Origin of the sequence: Kosakonia pseudosacchari (assembly GCF_900184035.1) — a bacterium.
Taxonomy (GTDB): domain Bacteria; phylum Pseudomonadota; class Gammaproteobacteria; order Enterobacterales; family Enterobacteriaceae; genus Kosakonia; species Kosakonia pseudosacchari.
In genome coordinates this window covers 360,713-386,238 of record NZ_FXWP01000010.1, presented here as the reverse complement: position 1 = coordinate 386,238, position 25,526 = coordinate 360,713, and the positions used below count along the sequence as shown (strand labels likewise).

Below are 25,526 nucleotides of genomic sequence, written 5' to 3'. Positions count from 1 at the left end.
TCCTCACACTTTCCTTTCCATAGCCATTTTGTCCATCTCTGCGGCCTGATCCTGCTACGCAAACAAAAACTTACAGACAAATACTTCATGCCATATCTCAAAGGGAGAACCGGCAATGGACAACAAACTGTCTGTTAAAGAAAAGATTGGCTATGGCATGGGCGACGCCGGATGCAACATCATCTTTGGCGCTATCATGCTGTTTGTTAACTATTTCTATACTGATATCTTCGGCCTCGCACCTGCGCTGGTTGGGGTATTACTGCTGTCGATTCGCGTGATTGATGCGGTGACCGACCCGCTGATGGGAGCGCTTGCTGACAGGACACAAAGTAAATATGGCCGTTTTCGCCCGTGGCTGTTGTGGATAGCCGTACCTTACGCCGTTTTCAGCGTGCTGATGTTCACCACGCCGGAGTGGACTTATAACAGTAAAGTTATCTATGCCTTTGTCACCTATTTCCTGTTGTCGCTGACGTATACCGCGATCAATATCCCCTACTGCTCGCTGGGCGGCGTGATCACCAACGACCCGAAAGAGCGCGTTGCCTGCCAGTCTTACCGTTTTGTGATGGTGGGGATTGCAACCCTGCTGTTGTCGCTCACGCTGCTGCCGATGGCTGAGTGGTTCGGCGGTGCCGATAAAGCCAAAGGCTACCAGATGGCAATGACGGTACTGGCATTTATCGGCATGTGCATGTTCCTGTTCTGCTTTGCCACCGTGCGCGAGCGTATCCGCCCGGCGGTGCCAACCAACGATGATCTGAAGAAAGACTTCAAAGATGTGTGGAAAAACGATCAATGGGTGCGCATCTTGTTGCTGACGCTCTGCAACGTTTGTCCCGGTTTTATCCGCATGGCGGCGACCATGTATTACGTCACCTGGGTGATGGGGGAAAGCACCCATTTCGCGACGATGTTTATTAGCCTTGGCGTGGTCGGCATGATGTTCGGCAGTATGCTGGCGAAAGTATTGACCGACCGCTGGTGCAAACTGAAAGTCTTCTTCTGGACCAATATCGTGCTGGCGTTTTTCTCCTGCGCCTTTTACTTCTTTGACCCGCACGCCACGGTGCTGATTGTGGTGCTCTACTTCCTGCTGAACATTCTGCATCAGATCCCTTCCCCGCTGCACTGGTCGCTGATGGCGGATGTCGATGATTACGGCGAGTGGAAAACCGGCAAACGCATTACCGGTATGAGCTTCTCCGGCAACCTGTTCTTCCTGAAAGTGGGCCTGGCAGTTGCCGGGGCGATGGTCGGTTTCCTGCTCTCCTGGTACGGCTATGACGCCGGAGCCAAACAGCAAAGCGCCAGCGCCATTAACGGAATCATGCTGCTGTTTACTATTATTCCGGGCGTGGGCTACCTGATCACCGCAGGCGTGGTGCGCCTGCTGAAAGTCGACCGTGAATTGATGAAACAGATCCAGGCGGATCTGGAAAAACGCCGCGTCAACTACCATGAACTGACGGAAAATCAGCCTCTACCGGCGGGCGATAACGTAAGGAATGCATAATGAATACCTGGCCGAACCCGTTTATTGAACAGCGTGCCGATCCGTTTATCCTGCACCATCAAGGCGAGTACTACTTCGTAGCCTCGGTGCCGGAATATGACCGACTGGAGATCCGTCGTGCCGCCACGCTGGAAGGTCTGCGTCACGCGCAGGCAAGCGTAGTCTGGCGCAAACCGCAAAGCGGGCCGATGAGCGAGCTTATCTGGGCGCCGGAACTGCATCACATTGAGGATAAATGGTATTTATATTTTGCCGCGACATGGACTAAGGCGCTGGATGCGCTGAATATGTTCCAGCACCGCATGTTCGTACTGGAGTGCGCGGATGCCGATCCGCTCAGCGGGCGCTGGGTCGAAAAAGGCCAGGTAAAAACACCTTTCGATACGTTTGCCCTCGATGCCACGACCTTTGAACATCAGGGGAAACGCTGGTATTTATGGGCGCAAAAAGCGCCGGATATTGCCGGTAACTCTAATCTTTACCTGGCGGAAATGGAAAATCCGTGGACGCTGAAAGGCGAACCGGTCATGTTAAGCAAACCAGAGTTTGACTGGGAGTGTCGTGGTTTTCTGGTCAATGAAGGCCCGGCGGTATTGTTCCACAGCGATAAACTTTTTGTGAGTTATTCCGCCAGCGCCACCGACGAAAACTACTGCATGGGCTTGTTGTGGATCGATATCACCGCCAACCCGCAGGATCCCAAAAACTGGCATAAATCGCCGCAGCCGGTGTTTAAAACCAGTTATGAAAACCGCCAGTACGGACCGGGGCACAACAGTTTTACGCAAACGCCGGAAGGGGAAGATGTGCTGGTCTATCACGCACGCAATTACACCGAGATTGAAGACGATCCGCTTTACGATCCCAATCGCCATACCCGCCTGAAAACCATCCGCTGGCAAGAAAACGGGATGCCCGATTTCGGCATCCCGGCAGCGGATAATCAGTGATACTGCGGCACGCGGTTAAATCAGCGTGCCGTAAATCGTTAACAACGCCACCACGACCACCAGCACCAGCGACGTTTTCTTCGCCATTGAGACAGCGGCTTTCGGCGTTTCGACTTTATCGGTGTGCGGCTCGCGCGCCAGCGAGAACTGCGCAAGACGCGTCAGCACCTGGTACTGCGAAGCATGACGATCGCCCAACGAGGCAAACCAGGCCGGGAGCGCTTTTTCTCCGTGCCCGACCAGTGCATAAACCACGCCCGCGAGACGTACCGGTACCCAATCCAGCAGATGCAAAATCGCATCAATGCCCGACTGCTGACGTTCGTTTGGCGTTTTGTAACGCGCCAGCCAGTATTGCCACGCACGCAGTGAGGCGTAACCCACCAGCAATACGGGCCCCCACGACGCACCGACGATAAACCAAAACATTGGCCCGAGATAAAAACGGAAGTTGATCCACACCAGCGCGTTTTGCAACTCGCGCAGAAACTCGCGCTCGTCGCAGCCTGGCGGTACACCGTGGATCAGCGTCAACTCATTCGCCATTGCCGTGTGAGCATGGGCGTCATTGCGCGCTGCCGCTTTCAGATAGGCGTGATAATGGAGCCGCACTTTACCCGCGCCGATACACAACACGCCGAGCAAAATCCACACCACCAGCAGCGGAACATTGAAAAACAGCCCATACAAGGCACGCAAAATCAGGAAGGTAACCAGCATCGCCAGCGCCGTCATCAGCAACGTTCTGAACATGGAGTAGTGTTTTATCCGCCGGAACAGCACTTCCATCCGATGATCCAGTTGCCAGTGCTCGCCCAGTTTAAACAGCCGTTCTGCTGCTAACACCAGCAGCAGAGTGAATAATGTCATGGCATCTCCTTTTCTGACATACCGGCAACCAGCGCACGGAATCTCGCCCAATCAAAAGCCGGCCCGGGATCGGTCTTGCGTTCGGGGGCGATATCGCTATGCCCGGTCATATTGTCGGCAATCGACGGGTAAAGCTCAATCACCGTTCGTGCCACTGCCGCCAGCTGACGGTATTGCGCATCGGTATAAGGCAGATGATCGGTGCCCTCAAGCTCAATACCAATGGAAAAATCGTTACAGCGTTCCCGCCCATGATACGAAGAGACGCCCGCATGCCAGGCGCGTTTATCGAAAGGCACATACTGCACAATCTCCCCGTCGCGGCGAATCAGGCAGTGTGCGGAAACACGCAGATGAACAATCTCTTCAAAGAAGGGATCGGCGCTGGCATCCAGCGTGCCGGTAAACAGCGCGTCTATCCACGGGCCGCCAAATTTGCCGGGGGGCAGGCTAATATTATGTACCACCAGCAATGAAGGCTGTTCATCATCCGGGCGGCAATCAAAATGGGGAGACGGCACATGCCGCGCCTCGACCAGCCAGCCCTTACGTAACTGCATAAGGAACTCCTTATAGAGGATGGTGCTGAAACACGCTTCAGAGTAGCATGTTTGCACTGTGTCCCGTAATGGCGTTGCCAGCAGGACATCACCTAACTTTGTGATTCGTTACCCTTTTTGGAGTTTATCATGCCGCCTCGCCGCTATAACCCCGATCACCGACGTGACGCGCTGCTCGAACGCATCGAACTGGATATTCCCGCCGCAGTGGCTCAGGCCCTGCGTGAAGACTTAGGTGGAGAAGTCGATGCAAATAACGACATTACCGCGCAATTGTTACCGCCAGAGAACCGCTCTCATGCGGTGATCATCACCCGTGAAGATGGCGTATTCTGCGGCAAACGCTGGGTTGAAGAGGTCTTTATTCAACTGGCTGGCGATGATGTCGCTATCACCTGGCATGTCGCGGATGGCGACGCGATTCGCGCTAACCAGCCGCTATTCGAGCTTGAAGGCCCCTCACGCGTGTTGTTGACCGGCGAACGTACCGCGCTCAATTTTGTTCAGACACTCTCCGGTGTCGCCAGCGAAGTGCGCCGCTATGTGGATCTGCTCAACGGCACCAAAACACAGCTACTGGATACCCGCAAAACGCTGCCAGGGCTGCGCACCGCCCTGAAATACGCGGTGCTGTGCGGCGGCGGCGCTAACCACCGGCTGGGTCTTTCCGATGCATTTCTGATCAAAGAGAACCATATTATCGCTGCGGGTTCTGTACGTAAGGCGGTAGAACAAGCCTTCTGGATGCATCCGGATGTGCCGGTTGAAGTCGAGGTGGAGTCGCTGGAAGAGCTCGATGACGCCCTGAAAGCCGGAGCGGATATCATCATGCTGGATAACTTTGCCACCGAACAAATGCGCGAAGCCGTGAAGCGTACCCACGGCCAGGCGCGGCTGGAAGTTTCCGGCAACGTGACGCAGGAAACCCTGCGCGAATACGCCGAAACCGGTGTTGATTACATCTCTGTCGGAGCGCTCACCAAGCATGTTCGCGCTCTCGACCTGTCAATGCGCTTTCGCTAGTCCTCACTTTTGAACGGGCCGCTGGCCCGTTTTTTTTTGCGTGTTAACTCGCACCTTTTTTGTTGTGAACTGCAATTTCATCAATAACGCTGGAAGCCTCTTTCCCACCTTTCTTTTTACACCTCGCCAGCCGGCCCAGGGGCTGACAGAGTAGCGGCTCAAAACAAGGAGCCGTTTATGAACAGACAACAAGGATTCACCTTAATTGAGCTGATGGTGGTTATCGGCATCATTGCGATTTTGAGCGCTATCGGAATTCCCGCCTATCAAAACTACCTGCGTAAAGCCGCGCTAACCGACATGCTGCAAGCCTATGTTCCCTATCGCACCGCAATCGAGTTATGCGCACTTGAGCGCGGTGGCTTAGATACCTGTGATGCCAGCAGTAATGGCATCCCCGCGCCGACAACCACGCGATATGTTTCTGCCATGAGTGTTGCAAAAGGCATCGTCACACTGACCGGCCAGGAAAGCCTGAACGGGCTGAGTGTGGTCATGACACCACAGTGGAACAGTGCAGAGGGCATGCAGGGTTGGACGCGCACCTGCAATACGCAAGCGGATAGCGCATTGCAACAGGCTTGCGAAGATGTTTTCCGTACCGGACGCTAAGGAGCAGCAATGAAAGAGGACAAACTTATCGCGCTCTGCCAGCGCCACAATGCGGTAGTGCTCAATAATGAAATCGATGTGCTCACTATTGCCGTCGTGGATAGCCCCAGTACAGAGTTGATGGAATCCCTGCAATTCGCGGTGCAAAAACGCATCGATATCCGTTGCTGGACAGCAGAACAGATGGATAAACACCAACAGATAACCGCGCAGGCTCCAGCGCCGGCAATACAAGAACCCAAAGAAGAGAGCGGCTCTGCGGTTGAAATTTTAAACCACACCCTGCAACAGGCCCTGATGCTGCGCGCTTCCGACATTCATTTTGAACCCGGCGAAACCCAGTATGTCATTCGCCTGCGTGTTGACGGGGTACTGCATGCTTTATCGCCACTACCCGGCTCACTTGCCAGCACCCTGACGGCAAGGCTAAAAGTGCTTGGTAATCTCGATATTGCCGAACGACGCCTCCCGCAGGATGGGCAGTTCAATGTCGAGTTGTCCGGGCAGTCCATTTCGTTTCGTATCGCAACCCTGCCCTGCCGCCACGGTGAAAAAGTCGTCTTGCGGCTTTTGCACCAGGTTAACCAGGCCCTGGAGATCGCCGCCCTTGGTATGACGGAAGCGCAAATGGCGCTCTTTAATAACGCGCTGGCGCAACCACAAGGGTTGTTACTGGTCACCGGGCCAACCGGCAGTGGTAAAACAGTAACGCTATACAGCGCACTTCAGGCGCGTAACAAGCAGGAAGTCAACATTTGTAGCGTTGAAGATCCGGTCGAGATCCCGCTGAACGGTTTAAATCAGACACAGATAAACCCGCGCGCCGGGTTGACCTTTCAAAGCGTGCTGCGCGCCCTACTGCGCCAGGATCCCGATATCATCATGGTCGGCGAAATCCGCGATGGCGAAACGGCGGAAATTGCCATCAAAGCCGCACAAACCGGCCATCTGGTGCTGTCGACATTGCACACCAACTCTACCAGCGAAACGCTGGTGCGCATTCAGCAAATGGGCGTTGCGCGCTGGATGATCTCCTCCGCGCTATCATTGGTTGTCGCGCAGCGGCTGGTGAGAAAGCTTTGCCCGCATTGCCGCAAACTGGGGGTAGAAAACCATCATTTGCCCGGCAATCTGTGGCCGCGTCCGCTGCCTCGCTGGCGCGCCGAAGGTTGCGAACAGTGCTACCACGGTTTCTATGGACGCGTCGCGTTATTCGAAGTGCTCGCCATCACCCCGGACGTTCGCCAGGCCATCGCCAGCGATCTCAGCGCGGATGAGATCGAACAGCGGGCACGCGCAGGTGGGATGACCACGCTTTTTCAGCATGGCTGCCTCGCCGTTGAGCAAGGGCTGACCACGTTCGAGGAACTGGTTCGGATATTGGGTTTCCCTGATGGCCAGTAAACAACTCTGGCAATGGTCCGGGCTTGAGAAAAGCGGCGAACTGCAAAGCGGCCTGTTATGGAGCGAAAACCGCACCAGCATACTGTTGCTGTTGCACCAACAGCAAATCCATCCGCTTGCGATAAAGCGCTGCGTTATACGGCGTGCACTGTGGAAGCCGGAACACAGCAGCCAGTTACTTCATCAACTGGCAACCTTACTGCGGGCAGGATTAACGTTGCCGGAAGGGTTACAACTTCTGGCAGAACAGTACCCTGCAAAGCAATGGCGTGCGTTGTTACACCACCTGGCACAAGCGCTGGAACAGGGGGAAACCTTCTCCGCTGCGCTGCGCCAGTGGCCAGAGGTATTTCCACCGCTCTGGCTGGCGATGATTCGCACCGGTGAATTAACCGGCAAGCTGGATGAGTGCTGCTTTAAACTCGCCAGCCAGCAAAAAGCGCAACGAGAGTTAACACTGAAGGTGAAAAAAGCGCTGCGTTATCCGTTAATCATCCTCGCGCTGACTGCCGTCGTGGTGCTGGCAATGATCTATCTGGTACTGCCGGAATTTACCGCCATTTACCGGACATTCAATACCCCACTGCCAATGCTGACGCGAGGGGTCATTGCGGGTGCCGCAATCATGCAGCAAGCGGCACTGCCCTTAATGATTTGCGCATTCTTAACAGTCGGTGTCTTACGGATGCTGCGCAACCATACAGGCTGGCAACGCCATCGACAGCGGTTACTCCTGGCAAGCCCGATCATTGGCCCGCTGATTCGTGGCCAGCGCCTGAGCCAGATATTTACCGTTCTTGCGCTGACGCAGCGGGCAGGGATCGCTTTTTTGCAAGGGCTGGAGAGTGTACGGGAAACCCTCTCCTGCCCTTACTGGCAGGCGGTGCTGCGACGTGCACATCAGGAAATTACCCAGGGCGCGGCCATTTCGGCGGCGTTACAGGAGAGTGGTGAATTTCCGCCATTGTGCATTCAGCTAGTTCGTACAGGGGAAGTTTCTGGGGCGCTGGATAGCATGCTGGAGAATCTGGCGCAACATCATAGCGAGCAAACCCAGCGTCAGGCTGATGGTCTGGCTGCAGTGCTGGAGCCGCTCTTACTGGTGGGGACAGGGCTTATTATCGGGGTATTAGTTGTGGCGATGTATTTGCCCATCTTTCATCTGGGAGATGCGATGAGTGGTGGCGGATAATGCAGGCGCAACGCTGTGCGCCTGCAAAAATATCAGAGGCTATTGAAAACGCGGTTTTCCTGCTCCTGAACGCGGATAAAGGTGGTGCGTTTGGTCAGCTCTTTCAGGCGGGAAGCGCCAACATAAGTACAGGCAGAACGCAAACCACCGAGGATATCGCGCGCAGTATTTTCCACCGGGCCACGCAGTGCCAGCTTCACGGTTTTCCCTTCCGCCGCTCGATAACCCGCAACACCACCAACGTGACGATTCATGGCGGATTCGGAGCTCATGCCATAGAAAAGCATGAATTTCTCACCGTTTTCTTCAACGATGGTGCCACCGCTCTCTTCATGACCCGCCAGCATACCGCCGAGCATGACGAAATCCGCGCCGCCACCGAACGCTTTCGCCACATCGCCAGGCACGGTACAGCCGCCATCACTGACAATCTGACCGCCGAGGCCGTGAGCCGCATCGGCACACTCGATCACCGCAGACAATTGAGGATAACCGACCCCGGTTTTCACCCGTGTGGTGCACACAGAACCCGGGCCAATACCCACTTTCACGATATCGGCGCCGGAAAGAATGAGCTCCTCACACATTTCACCCGTTACGACGTTACCGGCACAGATGGTTTTATTCGGCCAGGCTGCACGCGCTTTAACAACGAATTGCACAAAATGTTCTGAGTAACCGTTCGCCACATCGATGCAGACAAAATTCAGATCTGCATGTAACGCGAGGATCTGTTTGGTTTTTTCGAAATCCGCATCGGATGTACCAGTAGAAACCATCACATGACGCAGCACATCTGCAGACTCACGCTGAACAAAGGCTTTCCAGTCTTCAACAGAGTAGTGTTTGTGTACAGCGGTAAGAATATCGAAGGAGGCCAACGCTTTCGCCATCGCGAACGTGCCTACGGTATCCATATTGGCAGCGATAACCGGCACACCAGACCAGTTCATCCCGGAATGTTTAAAGGTGAATTTGCGTTCCAGTTCGACATCGGAACGGCTTTTGAGGGTAGAACGTTTAGGGCGGATAAGAACGTCTTTAAAACCTAATTTCAGATCTTCTTCAATACGCATGGGTGCAGATTCCTGGGGTTAATGGCGACATGACAAACTCACAACTCCAGTGACGCTATCATACGCGCTAATAAGGACCGCGCAAGACTGCGAAATTCTCTTTTTTTACGCTACAATCCTATAAATTTACCTGGTGAACAGGCAAGTTTGGGTTAATTGATTTCATTGTCGCTTGCTTTAAACACAACTCGCTGAATAATTTAATAATTATATTAGCACTTTTGCGTTTTTCTCTTACCCGGGACGGCAAAATACCGTTACTAAAGCAGGAAAAGAAGGCGCATAGTGATGAATGGCAGGCTATTTTAGGACAAAGCGTTATGGGGTATACGGTCGCGTTAACAGGCGGCATCGGCAGCGGTAAAAGCACCGTGGCAAATGCCTTTGCTGCATTGGGTGTTACCGTTATCGACGCGGATATTATCGCACGTCAGGTTGTGGAACCCGGTACTGAAGCATTACGCGCCATTGTCGGACATTTCGGCGCAGAAATGCTCCTCAAGGACGGCTCACTGAACCGTCGTTTGTTGCGCGAACATATTTTTGCTTCCCAAGCCGAGAAAGCATGGCTAAATGGCTTACTCCACCCACTTATTCAAAAACTGACTCAACGCCAGATTGCGCAAGCGACATCACCTTATGTACTGTGGGTTGTTCCGTTGCTGGTGGAAAACCAGCTTTATGATAAAGCCGATCGCGTTTTAGTCATCGACGTCCCGGTTGAGACACAGATTTCACGCACCATGCAGCGTGATGGCGTCAGCCGCGAACATGTAGAAAAAATTCTCGCAGCACAGGCCACGCGTGAAGCGCGACTTGCCATCGCAGATGATGTTATTGACAATAATGGCGCACCAGATGCGATAGCATCGGATGTTGCCCGCCTGCATGCAACCTATCTACGCAATGCTTCGCAGGCCGTATCACAGGAAAAACCGTAATGCACACCCACATTCTTTTTGAACATCCGCTTAACGAAAAGATGCGTACCTGGCTGCGCGTTGAGTTTTTACTGCAACAACTTTCGGTTCATTTACCGGTGAGCGATCACGCTGACGCGCTGCACTTTTTCCGCAACGTAGGTGAATTGCTGGATGTGTTTGAGCGGGGCGATACCCGCACTGAATTACTGAAAGAGCTGGAACGCCAGCAGCGTAAACTGCGAGCCTGGAGCGAACTGCCTGGCGTTGATCTCAACCGTATTGACGCTATCCGGCAACAGTTAAAAGAGAGTGGCGCGGTATTGATGACTGCACCACGTATCGGTCAGTTGTTACGTGAAGATCGCCTGATTGGGCTGGTGCGTCAGCGCCTGAGCATCCCTGGCGGATGTTGTAGTTTCGATTTACCCACGCTGCATATGTGGCTGCACTTACCGCAAGAACAGCGCGATGCGCAAATCGAATTATGGCTTGCAAGCCTTGAGCCGCTGCGCGCAACGCTATCGCTGATCCTCGATCTCATTCGCAACGCTGCACCATTTCGTCGCCAGACCAGCCTGAATGGTTTTTACCAGGATAATGGCGAAGATGCCGACTTGTTGCGCCTGCAATTACCATTGAAAGACCGTTTATATCCACAAATCTCCGGCCATAAGAGCCGCTTTGCTATTCGTTTTATGCCCCTCGACAGCGAAAACGGCCTGGTACCGGAGCGGCTGGATTTTGAACTGGCCTGCTGTTAAGGAGTTCCGTAATGACTGAAGCTACGATGGTTAACTGCCCGACCTGCGGCAAACCTGTGGTCTGGAGTGAAGAAAGCCCGTTTCGCCCCTTCTGCTCCAAACGCTGCCAACTTATTGACTTAGGCGAATGGGCAGCAGAAGAGAAACGTATTCCGAGTGCAGGCGATCTCACCGACAGCGACGACTGGAGTGAAGAGCAGCCGTAATCGCTGACGAACTTGCTGGCGCGTTGCTTAGCGCTGCGCCAGCCGGGTAATAACGGGTTCATTTGCTGGCGGGAAATCGTCCGCATTCAGCTTATCCTGCGCTATCCACTCGCCTGGCTGTCCCTCTTTGCCCCAGGGTTGCCCTTCCCAGCGCTCTACCAGCCAAAACCACAACGTGATATGGCGATCCGGGAACTGATATTCCAGCTTATCAAACAGTACCGCTTCAACTGGTGTTATACCCACTTCTTCCTGTAATTCGCGGATCATGGCTTGCTCCGGTGTTTCACCGGTCTCAATCTTGCCACCCGGGAACTCCAGTTTATTTGCCATATGCGCATCGGCGGCTCGCCGGGTAATAAAAATTTCTCCTTGTGGATTACGGATGATCCCTACAGCGATGTTGAGTATTTTCATTTTGCAGACCCCATAAAAAAGGCGCAGATATCTGCGCCTTAGTAATTAATATCAACGCGTTATGCCAGACGCCCGTGGCACTGTTTGTATTTTTTACCTGAACCACAAGGGCACGGATCGTTGCGCCCTACTTTGCGTTCGCCAGTTTGCGCGGCAAGCTCTGCCGCAGCGGCGGATTCGTCATCCTGGTGGCTCAGTTGCTGCATCTGCGCCAGACGTTCTGCTTCCTGACGGCGCTGCTGCTCCATCTCTTCCACTTCTTCCGGCATCCGAACCTGTACCTTACTCAAGGTACTAATAACTTCGTATTTCAGCGACTCCAGCATCGCAGCAAACATGGCGAAAGATTCGCGCTTATATTCCTGCTTCGGATCTTTTTGCGCATAGCCACGCAGGTGGATACCCTGACGCAGATAATCCATCGCTGCCAGGTGCTCTTTCCACAGGGAATCAAGCGTTTGCAGCATTACGCCTTTTTCGAAGTGGCGCATCATCTCGGCGCCAACAACTTCCTCTTTGCGCTGATAGGTTTCAACCGCGCTTTGCAGGATACGTTCACGCAGCGTTTCTTCATGCAGATCCGGCTCTTTATCCAGCCATTCTGCGATCGGAAGGTCGAGGTCGAAGTCGTTTTTCAGACGTTCCTGCAGACCCGGGATATCCCACATCTCTTCCAGCGACTGCGGCGGAATATGGCCGTCAATCGTTGCTTTAAAGACATCTTCACGGATGCTGGTGATCGTTTCGCTAACATCAGATACGTCCAGCAATTCGTTACGCTGGGTGTAAATCGCGCGGCGCTGATCGTTGGCCACATCATCGTATTCCAGCAGTTGCTTACGAATATCAAAGTTGCGGCTTTCCACTTTACGCTGAGCGTTGGCAATGGCTTTAGTGACCCACGGGTGCTCAATCGCTTCACCCGGTTTCATCCCCAGCTTACGCATCATGCCGGAAACACGGTCGGAGGCGAAAATACGCATCAGCGCATCTTCCATGGAAAGATAGAAACGGGAGGAACCCGCATCGCCCTGACGACCGGAACGACCACGTAACTGGTTATCGATACGGCGTGATTCATGACGCTCAGTACCGATAATGTGCAGGCCGCCAGCCGCCAGCACCGCGTCGTGACGCACTTGCCAGTCGGCTTTCACTTTGGCGATTTGCTCAGGCGTTGGGTTTTCGATCTCTGCCAGCTCAGCCTGCCAGCTGCCGCCCAGCACGATATCCGTACCACGACCCGCCATGTTTGTCGCAATGGTCACCGCACCGGTGTAGCCCGCTTGCGCCACGATCTCTGCTTCTTTGGCGTGGAATTTGGCGTTCAGAACGTTGTGCTTGATGCCCGCTTTTGTCAGCTCATTGGACACAACTTCTGATTTTTCAATGGAGATAGTCCCCACCAGCACCGGCTGGCCTTTTGCCGTACGCTCTTTAATATCTTCGATAATCGCCTGAATTTTTTCCGCTTCGGTCATATAGACCAGATCCGCCATATCTTTACGGATCATCGGACGGTTAGTCGGAACGACAACGGTATCCAGTTTATAGATTGAACTGAATTCGAACGCTTCGGTATCCGCAGTACCGGTCATCCCGGCGAGTTTTTCATACAGGCGGAAATAGTTCTGGAAGGTGATCGAGGCCAGCGTCTGGTTTTCATTCTGGATCTCCACGCCTTCTTTGGCTTCAACAGCCTGGTGCAGACCATCTGACCAGCGACGCCCTTGCATGGTACGCCCGGTGTGTTCGTCAACGATAATGACTTCACCATCTTTCACGATGTAGTCAACATCGCGGGTAAACAGTGCGTGGGCACGCAAAGCAGCAGTGACATGGTGCATCAGCATGATATTCGCTGGCGAGTAGAGCGACTCGCCCTCTTCCATGATGCCTTCTTTCACCAGGAGCTCTTCAATCAGCACCAGACCACGTTCGGTCAGGGTAACCTGACGCGCTTTCTCGTCTACGGAGAAGTGGCCTTCGCCCTGGAAAGTGTCGGAATCCTCTTTCTCCTGACGAATCAGGTGAGGAATGATTTTGTTCACTTTTTTATACAGATCGGAGCTGTCTTCCGCCGGACCAGAGATGATCAGCGGGGTGCGCGCTTCATCGATAAGGATGGAGTCGACCTCATCCACCAGCGCGTAATGCAGTTTACGTTGCACGCGTTCTTCAGGGCTGAATGCCATGTTATCGCGCAGGTAATCGAAGCCGTATTCGTTGTTTGTGCCGTAAGTAATGTCAGCGGCATAGGCTTCGCGCTTAGCGACAGACGGCATGCCCGGCAGGTTGATGCCAACGCTCAGGCCGAGAAATTCAAACAGCGGACGGTTGTTTTCGGCGTCACGTTGCGCCAGATAGTCGTTCACGGTTACGACGTGCACGCCTTTACCGCTCAGGGCGTTCAGGTAGGCCGGCAATGTTGCGGTTAACGTTTTACCTTCACCGGTACGCATCTCTGCGATACAGCGATCGTTCAGGACCATACCGCCCAGCAATTGCACGTCGAAATGGCGCATGCCGAACACGCGTTTACTCGCTTCGCGTACGACCGCAAACGCCTCTGGCAGCAGGCTATCTACGCTTTCGCCTTTTTCCAGACGCGCGCGGAACTCAGCAGTTTTACCTTTCAGCTCGTCATCGCTGAGCTGCTCCATGGCCGGTTCCATGGCGTTAATCTGGGCAACAGTTTTACGCATGCGACGCAGCGTACGATCGTTACGACTACCGAATACTTTAGTTAACAAATTGGTAAGCATAATAAAAATCTCAAGCGCCCCGTTTTGCGGAGCTAAAAAATGGATAAAAAGACTCGTTTTTTTAGCTGAGACGTTGAGGCCCGGCGCGGATACCTTGTACCTGGCTTATCCAGGCGGAAACACGAAACGCAGCAGGCGGTGCGAAGGAGGTTTGGTCAGCAAGGCGAACAATTGCTGGCGGCTTGCTTTCCAGCGTCAGTAGCGCGCTGAGCGTGTCCAGCAAAGCAAGATGATGTGCCTGAATCGGCAACGGCTCTTCCGTTGCCACCGGCAGCGCTTGCGGTGCCATGGCGAACGAAAGATGGCGAATAACGGTGCGAATGGCATGTTGGTGCCAATAGTCGACGGTAAAGTTCGGACGGCGTTTGGCTTCCAGCAAGACAAAACTGCTGAAATTGACCGCGCTGGCGTTATCGTGATTGCGGGTCGTTTCGCGTGCAGGCTGAGCGGCTTCCGTATTGCAGGCAAGCGCAGGCAAACCAAAACTTGCCGCGACCATCCCTAATAAGAGATGCGGCCAGAAATAGCGTCTGCCAAATTGTCGCCAGCGCGTCAGTATTCCGCTCACTTGCTCCACCCTAAAATAACGCCTGTCTCAAAATGCGTCAGTATATGTCGTTTTACGCCCCAAATCTTACCACTAAAGCCACCACGCCACAGCAGTATTCGGACGTTGCAAGGTAGAAAACTGGACAGGAAAGCAGCAGTCGCGCTGAAAAAGCGGAAAGATAAGATTTTGAATTGGTTCTGCGCACAGGCGTTTTTTATGAAGTGCACAAATAAAAACGACTGGTTTCCCTGACCGGAGAGAGTGCCAGGTTAACCAGTCGATTTTGAGGTTATGGCGTTACGCCAGAACCGTTGACGGGGCTTTGAATGCCAGCGGCAGTTCTGCTTCGTCTTCGAAAGTCACATATTCCCAGGCTTCCTGTTTCGCCAGAACAGCCTGCAACAGTTTATTATTCAGCGCATGACCAGATTTATAAGCGGTAAATGCACCAATAATGTTGTGACCACACATGAACAGATCGCCAATTGCATCCAGCATTTTGTGGCGAACAAATTCATCTTCGAAACGCAGACCGTCTTCGTTCAGTACGCGATAATCATCCACTACGATGGCACAATCGAAGCTACCGCCCAGGCACAGTCCGCGAGACTGGAGGTATTCGATATCACGCATGAAACCGAAGGTACGCGCACGGCTAATCTGGCGCATAAACGCGTCGGCAGAGAAATTCATCGCGTAACGTTGCGTACTGGCATCAATTGCCGGGTGGTTAAAGTCGATGGTGAAGTCGAGTGAAAAACCGTTATGCGGTTTGAACTCAGCCCACTTGTCACCGTCTTCAACGCGCACCGTTTCTTTGATGCGAACAAATTTTTTGGCACTGTTCAGCTCTTCGAGCCCTGCATCCAGCAGCAGGTAAACGAATGGTGCAGCACTGCCATCCATAATCGGAATTTCCGGCGCATCGACTTCGACAATAATATTGTCGATGCCTAACCCCGCCAGAGCAGCATTTAAGTGCTCAACGGTTGAAATCCGCACGTCATGCTCATTCACCAGACAAGTACAGAGCATTGTATCACGCACAGATTTAGCATCAGCCGGGAAGTCCACCGGTGGATTTAAGTCAGTGCGACGATAGATGACCCCGGTATTTGCCGGCGCAGGGCGCAACGTCAGTGTGACTTTCTTGCCGGTATGTAAACCGACACCAGTCGCCTGAACGATACGTTTAAGTGTCCTTTGTTTGATCATCGTATAATCTCGCCTAATTACCAATCCATCCAAAGTGTATAACACAATCGGACGGGCAGTTTAGCACAAAGAGCGACGAAGCCCAACTTCCAGCAAATTCTTAATCTGCTTGCTTACGCAAAAACGCTGGAATATCCAGATAATCAGGCTCTTTAGTGGTCTGCGGCGTATTGTCGTTAACCACTTTCGCTGGTTTCTGCTCCTGCTGCATCGGCTGCATACCGTGCTGCTGATAGCGATCCATTACCGGCTGCTGCGCTTGTTTATTGGTGACCAGGGTAATTTCCGGACGCTTGTCCATACCGATACCGGTCGCCACAACAGTGACACGCAGTTCGTCGTTCATATCCGGATCAAGGGAAGTACCGATCACCACGGTTGCGTTATCCGATGCAAACGCACGGATAGTGTTACCTACCGTCTCGAACTCATCCAGACGCAGATCAAAGCCCGCCGTAATGTTAACCAGTACACCACGCGCACCAGACAGATCGATATCTTCCAGCAGCGGGCTGGAAATGGCCATTTCGGCCGCTTCTTCCGCGCGATCTTCGCCGCTGGCAACGCCAGAACCCATCATTGCGTAGCCCATTTCGGACATCACGGTGCGCACGTCAGCAAAGTCGACGTTCATCAGGCCCGGACGCGTAATCAGTTCGGCAATACCCTGCACGGCGCCTTTCAATACATCGTTCGCCGCGCCAAATGCATCCAGCAGCGAAATACCACGCCCCAGCACTTTCAACAGTTTGTCGTTAGGAATGGTGATCAGCGAGTCCACATGCTTGGAAAGCTCAGTGATCCCCTGTTCCGCAAATGCCATACGCTTCTTGCCTTCAAAATTGAAAGGCTTGGTCACGACAGCAACGGTCAGGATGCCTAAATCTTTTGCAACTTCAGCCACTACAGGCGCCGCACCGGTACCGGTACCGCCACCCATTCCCGCTGCGATAAAGACCATGTCAGCACCTTCCAGCGCAGCGCGCAGCGCTTCACGATCCTCTTCCGCCGCGTTACGGCCTACTTCAGGGTTTGCCCCAGCGCCCAGACCTTTAGTGATACCACCGCCGATCTGAATGGTTTGCCCAACCGCTGTTTTACGCAACGCCTGCGCGTCGGTATTCACCGCGAAGAACTCAACCCCTTCGATGCGCTCGCGCACCATATGCTCTACGGCGTTACCGCCGCCGCCACCGACGCCGATGACTTTAATCACCGCGTCGTTGGTTAATTCCATCGGTTCAAACATAATCTCTCTCCGTTGTGCCTGTCGCCTGAGACCGCTAATTCTCTATGGTCTCTGAAAAAAATTAAAACTCTTTTCGTAGCCAGCTGTTGATTCGTTTGAACCACGAACCCACTGACACGCGTTTTTCAACTTCTGCTTCACCACTTAAATGGGTCTCTTTCCCGTAGTGCAGCAACCCCACCGCCGTTGAATAGTAAGGCTCCTGGGCGTAATCCGTTAAGCCAGTAATATTGAGCGGCGCACCGATACGCACCTGCGTATGGAACACACGCTGCGCGCAGGCCGCCAGGCCTTCCATTTGCGCAGCACCACCGGTCAACACAATCCCCGCCGCCAGATGATGTTTCACACCTTGTTGGCGAAGCTGTTCTTGCAACTGCAAAATCTCGTCGTTCACCAGGTTGAGCAGCTCGGTGTAGCGCGGCTCTATTACGTCTGCCAGCGTTTGGCGCTGCAGGCTACGTGGCGGACGGCCGCCGACACTCGGCACCTCAACGCTCTCGTCTTTGCCAACCAGCGAACCCAGGGCACAACCATGGCGAACTTTAATCGCCTCAGCATCGCTCGGCGGTGTTCCAAACGCATACGCAATATCGCTGGTAACCACGTTCCCCGCATAAGGGATAACTTTGGTATGACGCAGCGCACCGCCGGTATAAACCGCCATATCCATTGTACCACCGCCGATGTCGACAACGCAGACACCCAGCTCACGTTCATCTTCAGTCAGCACTGAGTAGCTGGAAGCCAGTCCGGCAAAAATAAGTTGGTCAACTTTCAATCCACATCGTTCAACAGCTTTAACGATGTTTTTCGCCATATCGTTATGGCAAGTAATCAAATGCACTTTCGCCTGCATGCGTACGCCGGACAAACCTACCGGATTTTTAATCCCTTCCTGGTAGTCGATAGCGTACTCCTGTGGAATCACATGTAAAACACGGTGTTCATCGCGCACGCGTACCGATTTAGCCGTATGCACCACGTTTTCCACATCTTCCTGCGTAACTTCTTCTTCCGAAATCGGCACCATACCAATTTCGTTCTGACAGCTAATATGTTTCCCCGAGAGCGCAAGGTAGACCGATGAAATCTGGCAATCGGCCATCAATTCAGCCTGATCGATAGCGCGCTGAACGCATTTCACCACCGATTCCAGATCGTTCACTCCGCCTTTATCCATCCCACGAGACGGACAACTGCCTACGCCAATGATATTCACAATACCGTCGGGCAGAACTTCCCCTACTAAAGCGGCGACCTTCGCGGTGCCAATCTCCAGTCCAACTACCAGTTTTCTGTCCGTCGCCTTGATCATTGTTGCTCTGCCTGTGCCTGATTCTGTTGTGCCTGATTTTGCTGCTGATTCGGTTCCTGAACAGGGGCCGCTTTCCAGCCTACGGCCGCACCTGAGTCATAGCGTAAATCCACGTAGCTAATCTCTTTGCCATCCGTTTGCGCCTGCTGCTGGAGCACCGGGTAGAGTTCCACAAAGCGCGCCAGACGTTTCATCGTATCGCCACGGCCCAGATTAAGCTTGATGTCATTACTCAGCGTAACTTGCCACGAACGCCGCGCGGTCATCGCCGCCTCTTTTAACGTGAATTTATCCTTTGCCAGCACTTGCCCCATGTCGCGGTAGCCCTGTAATACTTCGCTTTCGCTCCCTTCAGGGCCGTACAACATCGGTAAAACCTGCTTACTGGTACGTTCGGCCGGCACGCTAAATGCGTTGCCGTCCACATCGACCATATGTTGATCATTCCACCGTGCAATAGGCACATATTCAACCAGATGAATCTTCAATTCGTCTGGCCACTGTTTTCTGACGCTCGCCTGCTTGATCCAGGGCAGACGTTCTATCTGGCTTTGAATGATGTTAACGTCCTGCGTCATAAACGTGCCGGGCGCGCCCAACGCCAAAATAGACTGGCGAATATCATCGTTGCGGGTGTAATGACGATCGCCAGTCAACACCAGCTTTGATAACGGCAAACGCTGCGCGTCGTCCATCCAGCCCAGTACCACCCAGCCACTCACCAACACAGTGCATAGCACCGTCAGCAGGAATACGATACCTGCAAGACGCGTTCCATTGTTGCGGCGGGAGATTTTTACAGCCTCCGCTTCGCGGTTTCGCGTGTTCAGCGCAGCCTGTGACATATCACTCCGCCAATTCCAGAATGCGAACAACTAACTGGGAGAAACTCAACCCTGCCTGACGTGCTGCCATCGGCACCAGGCTATGGCTGGTCATCCCTGGCGACGTGTTCGCTTCCAGCAAATAAAATTGTCCATCGCTGTCCAGCATGACATCAACACGACCCCAACCGCGACAGCCTAAAATTTGCCAGGCTTCACGCGCCAGGTCTTGTAATGCTGCTTCATCGTCCGCTTCCAGACCTGACGGGCAAAAATACATCGTCTCATCAGAGAGATACTTCGCCTCATAATCATAGAAGATTCCCGCAGGTTGAATACGGATCGACGGTAAAATTTCGTTTCCAAGCAATGCGACAGTAAATTCCGGCCCACTGAGCCATTTTTCGATCAGAACTTCATCATCATGTTGAAATGCAAGCGCTAATGCTGCATGCAATTCTTCTTTTTTATCGACTTTTGACATTCCGACGCTTGAGCCTTCGCGGCTGGGCTTGACAATAACAGGTAAACCCAGCTCCTCAATGCGTTGAATATCAATAGTTTTCAGGCCTGATTCAAATTCGCTGCGCGTCAGAGCTATCCACGGCGCAACGGGCAACCCCGCCCCCTGCCACAGTAGCTTGCTACGCCATTTATCCATTGAAATCGCCGAGGCCATCACACCGCTCCCGGTATATGGGATATCGGTTAATTCAAGTAGCCCCTGCAGGGTGCCATCTTCGCCGCCACGGCCATGCAGGGCGATAAACGCTTTACTGAACCCCATCTCTTTCAGGCGGGTGACATCCGCATCGCGCGGATCCACACCATGCGCATCAACGCCGCCCTCACGCAAACCAGCCAGCACCGCTGCACCGGAATTAAGCGAAACGTCGCGCTCGGCGGAGGTTCCGCCCAGCAGAACCGCTACTTTCTCAGCCACGGCGCTCCTCCTCCACAGTCTGCGGTTTCAGTTTGCTCTCGGCCAAGCTGCGCGCAATCTTACCGACGTTACCGGCCCCCTGGATCAGGATCAGATCGTTGCCGGTCAGCACCGGTGCCAGCATCGCGGCAACCTGCGCCGGATCGGACACCAGAATCGGATCGATCTTGCCGCGCCCGCGAATAGTGCGGCACAGAGAACGGCTATCTGCGCCAGGGATCGCTGCTTCACCCGCCGGATAAACTTCCAGCATCAACAGCGAATCCACCTGGGTCAGCACATTGGCAAAATCGTCATACAGATCACGTGTACGCGTGTAACGGTGCGGCTGAAACAGCATCACCAGGTTTTTATCCGGCCAGCCTGCACGCGCTGCTTTGATAGTGGCGTCCACTTCTGTCGGATGGTGACCATAATCGTCAACCAGCATTGCGGTACCGGCTTTACCGTTTACCTCTTGCAGCGGGTATTCACCAAGGAAGTCGAAACGGCGGCCTGTCCCCTGGAAGCTTTCCAGCGCACGCAGGATCGCGTCATCTTCAATCCCCTCTTCCGTTGCCACTGCAACGGCTGCTGCCGCGTTTAACGCGTTATGGCGACCTGGCGCATTCAGCGTCACGCGCAGTTCCGGTTTATCCTGGCGCACCAGCGTAAAGTGCCCTTGCGGCCCAACCTGGCGGTAGTTTTCCACACGGACATCAGCATCATCACTAAAACCGTAGGTGGTAATCTGGCGACCTACACGCGGCAACAACTCCCGAATCACCGGATCGTCGACGCACATCACCGCACGTCCATAGAACGGCAGGTTGTGCAGGAAGTTGATAAAGGTCGTTTTTAAATTCTCGAAGTCGCCCTGGTAGGTATCCATGTGGTCAGCTTCGATATTGGTGACAATCGCCACCATCGGCTGCAGATGCAGGAACGAGGCATCACTCTCATCCGCCTCCGCGATCAGGTAACGGCTATGCCCCAGGCGCGCATGCACGCCAGCGGCTTTAACCAGGCCACCATTGACAAAAGTCGGGTCCAGCCCGGCTTCAGCATAAATACTTGCCACCATCGCCGTGGTGGTTGTTTTGCCGTGCGTACCGGCAATGGCAATACCGTGGCGAAAACGCATTAATTCCGCCAGCATCTCTGCGCGGCGGATCACCGGAATGCGCGCTTCATGCGCCGCTACGATTTCCGGGTTATCGGCAGAGATCGCGCTGGAGACCACCACAACGCTCGCATCGCTCACGTTTTCCGGGCGGTGGTTGAAATAAATCGTGGCGCCAAGCGACGTCAATTGCTGCGTAACCGGATTGGGCGCCAAATCAGAGCCGCTAATCTGGTAACCTTCGTTGGCCAGCACTTCGGCAATACCGCCCATGCCAGCACCGCCAATGCCGACAAAGTGAATGTGCCGGACGCGACGCATCTCGGGCACGATTGAACGCAGTTTCGCCAGTTCTTGTGTATTCATTCTCTAAACGCCATCGACTACTTAAATTTGCGCGACGCAAAAGGCGTCGCCAGTATTTATGCCTGCGCTGCCAGGCTCACTTCGTTTGCCACCCGTTCGGTAGCATCGGGGATCGCTGCCGCGCGCGCGCGTTCGGCCATCTCCAGTAATGCCTCGCGGTTCCAGCCCGCGAGCGTCGCAGCCACCGCATCAACGGTAAATTGCGGTTGCTCCAGAATCTTTGCTGCACCCGCTTTTTCCAGCGGCAAGGCATTCCAGTACTGCTGCCGATCTTTGTGCTGGAACGGCACAAATAGCGCTGGTAATCCTGCGGCGGCGATCTCGCTGACCGTTAGCGCGCCGGAGCGGCAAACCACCACATCCGCCCACGCATAGGCTTGTGCCATATCGTCAATAAACTCAGTAACTTTATGCTGAGGTTCGCCAGCGCTTGCATAGGCTTGCTCAACCTCCTGCTGCGCACCCTTCCCGCTCTGATGCCAGATAGTGACGGCAGCGCCTAACTTTGCTGCAACCTGCGGCATCGTCTGGTTAAGCACGCGCGCGCCTTGCGAACCACCAACCACCAGCACCCGCACCGGGCCTTCACGACCGGGCAGACGTTGCTGCGGCAGCGGCAGCGCCAACACATCGACACGCACCGGATTACCGACGACTTCCGCTGTCGGGAAAGCCCCCGGAAACGCCTGCATCACTTTGGTGGCGATTTTCGCCAGCCATTTGTTGGTCAAACCGGCAATGCCGTTTTGCTCATGCAGCACCACCGGAATACCGAGCGACCAGGCTGCCAGCCCGCCAGGACCGGAAACATAACCGCCCATCCCCAGCACCACATCAGGTTTAAAGCGCTGCATAATGGCGCGTGCCTGACGCCACGCATTGAAGATACGCACCGGCGCCAGCAACTGCGCCTTAATACCTTTGCCGCGCAGACCGGAGATGCGAATGAAATCGATCTCAATGCCGTGTTTTGGCACCAGGTCAGCTTCCATGCGATCGGCGGTTCCGAGCCAGCGCACTTGCCAGCCCTGATCCATCAAATGGTGCGCGACCGCAAGACCGGGGAAGACATGCCCGCCGGTACCGCCAGCCATCACCATTAACCGCTTTGGTTGACCACTCATCACACACCTCGTGTAAACGCCTGGGCTTTCTCCAGACGCGTTTCATAATCTATGCGTAGCAGCAGCGTAATCGCCACTGACATAATTAATAAGCTGGAACCACCGTAACTGATAAGCGGCAGCGTCAACCCTTTGGTTGGCAGCATACCTGCCGCAGCACCAACGTTAACCAGCGCCTGGAAGCTAAACCAGATACCTATCGAGCAGGCCAGAAACCCCGAAAAACGGTGATCAATTTCCAGCGCTTTCCGCCCGATGGACATGGCGCGGAAAGCGACGAAGAATACCATTAAAAGTGCCGCTACCACACCGATATAACCGAGTTCTTCGCCGATAATGGAGAAGATAAAGTCGGTATGCGCTTCCGGCAGATACTCCAGTTTCTGAATCGAATTGCCTAAGCCCTGGCCCCACAATTCACCGCGGCCAAACGCCATTAACGACTGGGTAAGCTGATAACCGCTACCAAAGGGATCTTCCCATGGGTTCCAGAACGACGTTACGCGGCGAATACGATAAGGTTCGGCAAGGATCAGCAGCACTACCGCTGAAATCCCCATACCGATAATGGCGATGAACTGCCACAGCTTCGCCCCCGCCAGGAACAGCATCGCCAGCGTGGTGATAAACAATACCACCACCGTACCGAGGTCCGGCTGCGCCAGCAGCAACACCGCCAGCACCAGGATAACCCCCATCGGTTTTAAGAAACCGCGCAGGTTGTTTCGCACTTCGTCTACTTTGCGCACCAGGTAGTTCGCCAGATAGCAGAACAATGACAGCTTGGTGAACTCCGCTGGCTGGAAACGCATCAGCCCGAGGTCAATCCAGCGCGATGCCCCATTGATCGAACTCCCCACAACCAGCACCACCAGCAGCATGATGATCGCGGCGATCAGCATTGCTGAGCTGTATTTTTGCCAGAAATCCATCGGCAACCGCAGAGTCACCATCGACATACAAAACGCCAGGAACAGATACAGCGCGTGACGCTTGGCAAAGAAGAAGGGATCGTCCGTCAGGCGCTGCCCTACTGGCATCGACGCCGACGTCACCATGATGAAGCCGATTGCCGCAAGACCCAGCGTCAGCCACAGCAGCGTGCGGTCATACATGACCAGGCTGTCGGTATCTTTCTGTCGCGAGCCCATGACCCAGCCTTTTAACGCCGTGAACAGCCAGGCCAGGATGCTAAATCCTGGCAGGCGCGGTATTCTCGGGCGGGGGAGCGTTAAACGCATCAGCCTAACTCCTGCGCCAGACGGGTAAAGACATCGCCCCGTTGTTCGAAATTTTTAAACTGATCAAGGCTGGCGCAAGCGGGTGACAACAGCACCATATCGCCCGGCTGTACACGTGTCGCGATGAGCCGCATGGCCTGATCCATTGTCTCGGTTTGTTCCGCGATTTCCGGGCGCAGCGCCGCCAGCTCCGCGCCGTCACGACCGAAGCAGTAAAGACGAATACGATCGCCGCTCAGATAACGCTTCAGCGGGGAGAAATCTGCCGACTTCCCGTCACCGCCGAGCAGCAAATGCAGCGTGCCGTCGATGTGCAAACCATTCAATGCTGCTTCTGTGCTGCCGACATTGGTTGCTTTCGAGTCGTTGATCCAGCGCACGCCGTTATGCTCCAGCGCCAGCTGGAAGCGGTGAGCCAGCCCGGTAAAGGTCGTCAGCGCTTTCAGGCTGCTGGCGCGCGGTAAACCGACGGCATCCGCCAGCGCCAGCGCTGCCAGCGCATTGGTGTAGTTGTGCTGGCCGCTCAGTTTCATCTCGGCTACGTTCAGCACTTTCTCACCTTTCACGCGCAGCCAGGTTTCACCCTGTTGGCGGTTTAAGTGGTAATCGCCGACATCAACGCCAAAACTGACACAACGTTCATCCGCGCCGCGTACCGGCATCGTCAAAGCGTCATCGGCATTCACCACGCACACTTTCGCGTTTTCATACACGCGCAGCTTGGCAGCACGATATTGCTGCAACCCAAACGGATAGCGATCCATATGATCTTCAGTGACGTTCAGGATGGTGGCTGCCGCCGCGTGCAGGCTTGAAGTGGTTTCCAACTGAAAGCTGGAAAGCTCCAGTACATACAGTTCGCGCGCATCGTCGAGGAGCATCAGCGCTGGCAGACCGATATTGCCGCCAACCCCGACGTTCACTCCGGCAGCTTCAGCCATCTCACCAACCAGCTTCGTGACGGTGCTTTTGCCGTTAGAGCCAGTGATGGCGATTACCGGAGCCTGCGCTTCACGGCAGAAGAGTTCAATATCACCGACAATCTCGACACCCGCATCTGCCGCCGCGCTCAGGGAAGGATGCGCCAGTGCGATGCCCGGGCTTGCAACGACCAGATCGGCGGCCAGCAGCCAGTCATCGTTAAGACTACCAAGATGGCGTTCCACCGCCTCCGGCAGCTTGTCCAGCCCCGGCGGAGAAACGCGCGTATCCATCACACGCGGCGTGACACCGCGTGCGAGGAAAAAGTCCACACAGGAAAGGCCTGTGAGACCCAAACCGATGATGACGACTTTTTTACCCTGGTAATCAGCCAT

Annotated in this window: 24 protein-coding genes; 9 read left to right on the top strand and 15 right to left on the bottom strand. The window is 54.3% G+C overall.

Translation table 11 applies throughout. The features are described from left to right. The first annotated feature begins 115 nt into the window (after nucleotides 1-115). Entirely contained in the window at nucleotides 116-1,519 is a 1,404-nt protein-coding gene (locus BN2591_RS08175; RefSeq protein WP_086870556.1) for a glycoside-pentoside-hexuronide (GPH):cation symporter, read from the top strand. After that, nucleotides 1,519-2,469: a glycoside hydrolase family 43 protein gene (locus BN2591_RS08170; protein WP_086870555.1), complete on the top strand. Its 951-nt coding sequence runs from the start codon at nucleotides 1,519-1,521 to the stop codon at nucleotides 2,467-2,469. The genes BN2591_RS08175 and BN2591_RS08170 overlap by 1 nt, the downstream gene beginning before the upstream one ends. A gap of 15 nt (nucleotides 2,470-2,484) precedes the next feature. On the opposite strand, the gene ampE is transcribed toward BN2591_RS08170, so the two are convergent. Continuing rightward, nucleotides 2,485-3,339, bottom strand: a complete 855-nt coding sequence (gene ampE / locus BN2591_RS08165; RefSeq protein WP_086870553.1) for a beta-lactamase regulator AmpE — start codon at nucleotides 3,337-3,339, stop codon at nucleotides 2,485-2,487. After that, a complete protein-coding gene (gene ampD / locus BN2591_RS08160) occupies nucleotides 3,336-3,899 on the bottom strand; it encodes a 1,6-anhydro-N-acetylmuramyl-L-alanine amidase AmpD (RefSeq protein WP_086870551.1) in 564 nt (187 codons plus the stop codon). The genes ampE and ampD overlap by 4 nt, the downstream gene beginning before the upstream one ends. Nucleotides 3,900-4,028: 129 nt before the next feature. Here ampD and nadC point away from each other — a divergent pair, with 129 nt between their 5' ends. The 4 genes from nadC to hofC all read left to right on the top strand — a co-directional run bounded on the left by nadC (nucleotide 4,029) and on the right by hofC (nucleotide 8,130). Further along, a complete protein-coding gene (gene nadC, locus BN2591_RS08155; protein WP_086870549.1) occupies nucleotides 4,029-4,922 on the top strand; it encodes a carboxylating nicotinate-nucleotide diphosphorylase in 894 nt (297 codons plus the stop codon). A 177-nt stretch (nucleotides 4,923-5,099) separates the two neighbouring features. Next, nucleotides 5,100-5,534 (top strand): prepilin peptidase-dependent pilin, encoded by a 435-nt coding sequence (ppdD, locus tag BN2591_RS08150; protein WP_020456560.1) that lies wholly within the window; start codon nucleotides 5,100-5,102, stop codon nucleotides 5,532-5,534. A 9-nt stretch (nucleotides 5,535-5,543) separates the two neighbouring features. After that, on the top strand, nucleotides 5,544-6,938 hold the full coding sequence (gspE, locus tag BN2591_RS08145; protein WP_086870547.1) for a type II secretion system protein GspE: 1,395 nt from the start codon (nucleotides 5,544-5,546) through the stop codon (nucleotides 6,936-6,938). Then, complete coding sequence (hofC, locus tag BN2591_RS08140) at nucleotides 6,928-8,130, top strand: protein transport protein HofC (protein ID WP_086870546.1); 1,203 nt, start codon at nucleotides 6,928-6,930, stop codon at nucleotides 8,128-8,130. Before gspE ends, hofC begins: the two co-directional genes overlap by 11 nt. Before the next feature lie 32 nt (nucleotides 8,131-8,162). Here hofC and BN2591_RS08135 read toward each other — a convergent pair whose 3' ends face one another. Then, a complete protein-coding gene (locus BN2591_RS08135) occupies nucleotides 8,163-9,206 on the bottom strand; it encodes a GMP reductase (protein ID WP_086870544.1) in 1,044 nt (347 codons plus the stop codon). A 320-nt stretch (nucleotides 9,207-9,526) separates the two neighbouring features. On the opposite strand from BN2591_RS08135, the gene coaE reads away from it, so the two are divergent. Genes coaE through yacG form a run of 3 tightly spaced genes read left to right on the top strand, consistent with a single transcriptional unit; the run spans nucleotide 9,527 to nucleotide 11,096 of the window. Then, nucleotides 9,527-10,147, top strand: a complete 621-nt coding sequence (gene coaE / locus BN2591_RS08130; RefSeq protein ID WP_086870542.1) for a dephospho-CoA kinase — start codon at nucleotides 9,527-9,529, stop codon at nucleotides 10,145-10,147. After that, nucleotides 10,147-10,890: a cell division protein ZapD gene (zapD, locus tag BN2591_RS08125; protein ID WP_086870540.1), complete on the top strand. Its 744-nt coding sequence runs from the start codon at nucleotides 10,147-10,149 to the stop codon at nucleotides 10,888-10,890. Before coaE ends, zapD begins: the two co-directional genes overlap by 1 nt. Nucleotides 10,891-10,901: 11 nt before the next feature. Further along, nucleotides 10,902-11,096: a DNA gyrase inhibitor YacG gene (yacG, locus tag BN2591_RS08120; RefSeq protein WP_086870538.1), complete on the top strand. Its 195-nt coding sequence runs from the start codon at nucleotides 10,902-10,904 to the stop codon at nucleotides 11,094-11,096. Between the two features lie 27 nt (nucleotides 11,097-11,123). Here the strand turns inward: yacG and mutT are convergent, their stop codons facing one another. The 12 genes from mutT to murD form a co-directional block, all read right to left on the bottom strand. Next, a complete protein-coding gene (gene mutT / locus BN2591_RS08115; RefSeq protein WP_086870536.1) occupies nucleotides 11,124-11,513 on the bottom strand; it encodes an 8-oxo-dGTP diphosphatase MutT in 390 nt (129 codons plus the stop codon). A 59-nt stretch (nucleotides 11,514-11,572) separates the two neighbouring features. Further along, nucleotides 11,573-14,278 (bottom strand): preprotein translocase subunit SecA, encoded by a 2,706-nt coding sequence (secA, locus tag BN2591_RS08110; RefSeq protein WP_086870534.1) that lies wholly within the window; start codon nucleotides 14,276-14,278, stop codon nucleotides 11,573-11,575. Between the two features lie 61 nt (nucleotides 14,279-14,339). Beyond that, complete coding sequence (gene secM / locus BN2591_RS08105; RefSeq protein WP_162842158.1) at nucleotides 14,340-14,846, bottom strand: secA translation cis-regulator SecM; 507 nt, start codon at nucleotides 14,844-14,846, stop codon at nucleotides 14,340-14,342. A 279-nt stretch (nucleotides 14,847-15,125) separates the two neighbouring features. Then, the gene (gene lpxC / locus BN2591_RS08100) at nucleotides 15,126-16,043 is read right to left on the bottom strand and encodes a UDP-3-O-acyl-N-acetylglucosamine deacetylase (RefSeq protein ID WP_086870530.1); all 918 of its coding nucleotides are present in this window, start codon (nucleotides 16,041-16,043) and stop codon (nucleotides 15,126-15,128) included. A gap of 100 nt (nucleotides 16,044-16,143) precedes the next feature. Further along, nucleotides 16,144-17,292, bottom strand: a complete 1,149-nt coding sequence (gene ftsZ, locus BN2591_RS08095; protein WP_007373153.1) for a cell division protein FtsZ — start codon at nucleotides 17,290-17,292, stop codon at nucleotides 16,144-16,146. 61 nt (nucleotides 17,293-17,353) lie between these two features. Beyond that, nucleotides 17,354-18,610 (bottom strand): cell division protein FtsA, encoded by a 1,257-nt coding sequence (ftsA, locus tag BN2591_RS08090; protein ID WP_017457932.1) that lies wholly within the window; start codon nucleotides 18,608-18,610, stop codon nucleotides 17,354-17,356. Then, on the bottom strand, nucleotides 18,607-19,455 hold the full coding sequence (ftsQ, locus tag BN2591_RS08085) for a cell division protein FtsQ (RefSeq protein WP_045511930.1): 849 nt from the start codon (nucleotides 19,453-19,455) through the stop codon (nucleotides 18,607-18,609). The genes ftsA and ftsQ overlap by 4 nt, the downstream gene beginning before the upstream one ends. A 1-nt stretch (nucleotide 19,456) precedes the next feature. After that, a complete protein-coding gene (locus BN2591_RS08080; RefSeq protein WP_086870528.1) occupies nucleotides 19,457-20,377 on the bottom strand; it encodes a D-alanine--D-alanine ligase in 921 nt (306 codons plus the stop codon). Next, nucleotides 20,370-21,845, bottom strand: coding sequence for a UDP-N-acetylmuramate--L-alanine ligase (murC, locus tag BN2591_RS08075; RefSeq protein WP_086870526.1), 1,476 nt, complete (start codon nucleotides 21,843-21,845; stop codon nucleotides 20,370-20,372). The genes BN2591_RS08080 and murC overlap by 8 nt, the downstream gene beginning before the upstream one ends. A 56-nt stretch (nucleotides 21,846-21,901) precedes the next feature. Then, nucleotides 21,902-22,969 (bottom strand): undecaprenyldiphospho-muramoylpentapeptide beta-N-acetylglucosaminyltransferase, encoded by a 1,068-nt coding sequence (gene murG / locus BN2591_RS08070; RefSeq protein ID WP_086870525.1) that lies wholly within the window; start codon nucleotides 22,967-22,969, stop codon nucleotides 21,902-21,904. Further along, nucleotides 22,969-24,210 carry a cell division protein FtsW gene (gene ftsW, locus BN2591_RS08065; RefSeq protein ID WP_086870523.1) on the bottom strand — a complete coding sequence of 414 codons (1,242 nt, stop codon included), beginning with the start codon at nucleotides 24,208-24,210 and terminating at the stop codon, nucleotides 22,969-22,971. Before ftsW ends, murG begins: the two co-directional genes overlap by 1 nt. Then, complete coding sequence (gene murD / locus BN2591_RS08060; protein ID WP_086870521.1) at nucleotides 24,210-25,526, bottom strand: UDP-N-acetylmuramoyl-L-alanine--D-glutamate ligase; 1,317 nt, start codon at nucleotides 25,524-25,526, stop codon at nucleotides 24,210-24,212. Before murD ends, ftsW begins: the two co-directional genes overlap by 1 nt.

Bases quoted from the DNA above. Each gene is read 5' to 3' on its own strand.
- ftsA (WP_017457932.1), bottom strand. From the start codon at position 18,610: ATGATCAAGGCGACGGACAGAAAACTGGTAGTTGGACTGGAGATTGGC.
- gspE (WP_086870547.1), top strand. From the start codon at position 5,544: ATGAAAGAGGACAAACTTATCGCGCTCTGCCAGCGCCACAATGCGGTA.
- BN2591_RS08170 (WP_086870555.1), top strand. From the start codon at position 1,519: ATGAATACCTGGCCGAACCCGTTTATTGAACAGCGTGCCGATCCGTTT.
- lpxC (WP_086870530.1), bottom strand. From the start codon at position 16,043: ATGATCAAACAAAGGACACTTAAACGTATCGTTCAGGCGACTGGTGTC.
- nadC (WP_086870549.1), top strand. From the start codon at position 4,029: ATGCCGCCTCGCCGCTATAACCCCGATCACCGACGTGACGCGCTGCTC.
- ftsZ (WP_007373153.1), bottom strand. From the start codon at position 17,292: ATGTTTGAACCGATGGAATTAACCAACGACGCGGTGATTAAAGTCATC.
- murD (WP_086870521.1), bottom strand. From the start codon at position 25,526: ATGGCTGATTACCAGGGTAAAAAAGTCGTCATCATCGGTTTGGGTCTC.
- ftsW (WP_086870523.1), bottom strand. From the start codon at position 24,210: ATGCGTTTAACGCTCCCCCGCCCGAGAATACCGCGCCTGCCAGGATTT.
- ppdD (WP_020456560.1), top strand. From the start codon at position 5,100: ATGAACAGACAACAAGGATTCACCTTAATTGAGCTGATGGTGGTTATC.
- BN2591_RS08135 (WP_086870544.1), bottom strand. From the start codon at position 9,206: ATGCGTATTGAAGAAGATCTGAAATTAGGTTTTAAAGACGTTCTTATC.
- mutT (WP_086870536.1), bottom strand. From the start codon at position 11,513: ATGAAAATACTCAACATCGCTGTAGGGATCATCCGTAATCCACAAGGA.
- murC (WP_086870526.1), bottom strand. From the start codon at position 21,845: ATGAATACACAAGAACTGGCGAAACTGCGTTCAATCGTGCCCGAGATG.
- zapD (WP_086870540.1), top strand. From the start codon at position 10,147: ATGCACACCCACATTCTTTTTGAACATCCGCTTAACGAAAAGATGCGT.
- hofC (WP_086870546.1), top strand. From the start codon at position 6,928: ATGGCCAGTAAACAACTCTGGCAATGGTCCGGGCTTGAGAAAAGCGGC.
- ampE (WP_086870553.1), bottom strand. From the start codon at position 3,339: ATGACATTATTCACTCTGCTGCTGGTGTTAGCAGCAGAACGGCTGTTT.
- BN2591_RS08175 (WP_086870556.1), top strand. From the start codon at position 116: ATGGACAACAAACTGTCTGTTAAAGAAAAGATTGGCTATGGCATGGGC.
- secA (WP_086870534.1), bottom strand. From the start codon at position 14,278: ATGCTTACCAATTTGTTAACTAAAGTATTCGGTAGTCGTAACGATCGT.
- yacG (WP_086870538.1), top strand. From the start codon at position 10,902: ATGACTGAAGCTACGATGGTTAACTGCCCGACCTGCGGCAAACCTGTG.
- murG (WP_086870525.1), bottom strand. From the start codon at position 22,969: ATGAGTGGTCAACCAAAGCGGTTAATGGTGATGGCTGGCGGTACCGGC.
- ftsQ (WP_045511930.1), bottom strand. From the start codon at position 19,455: ATGTCACAGGCTGCGCTGAACACGCGAAACCGCGAAGCGGAGGCTGTA.
- coaE (WP_086870542.1), top strand. From the start codon at position 9,527: ATGGGGTATACGGTCGCGTTAACAGGCGGCATCGGCAGCGGTAAAAGC.
- ampD (WP_086870551.1), bottom strand. From the start codon at position 3,899: ATGCAGTTACGTAAGGGCTGGCTGGTCGAGGCGCGGCATGTGCCGTCT.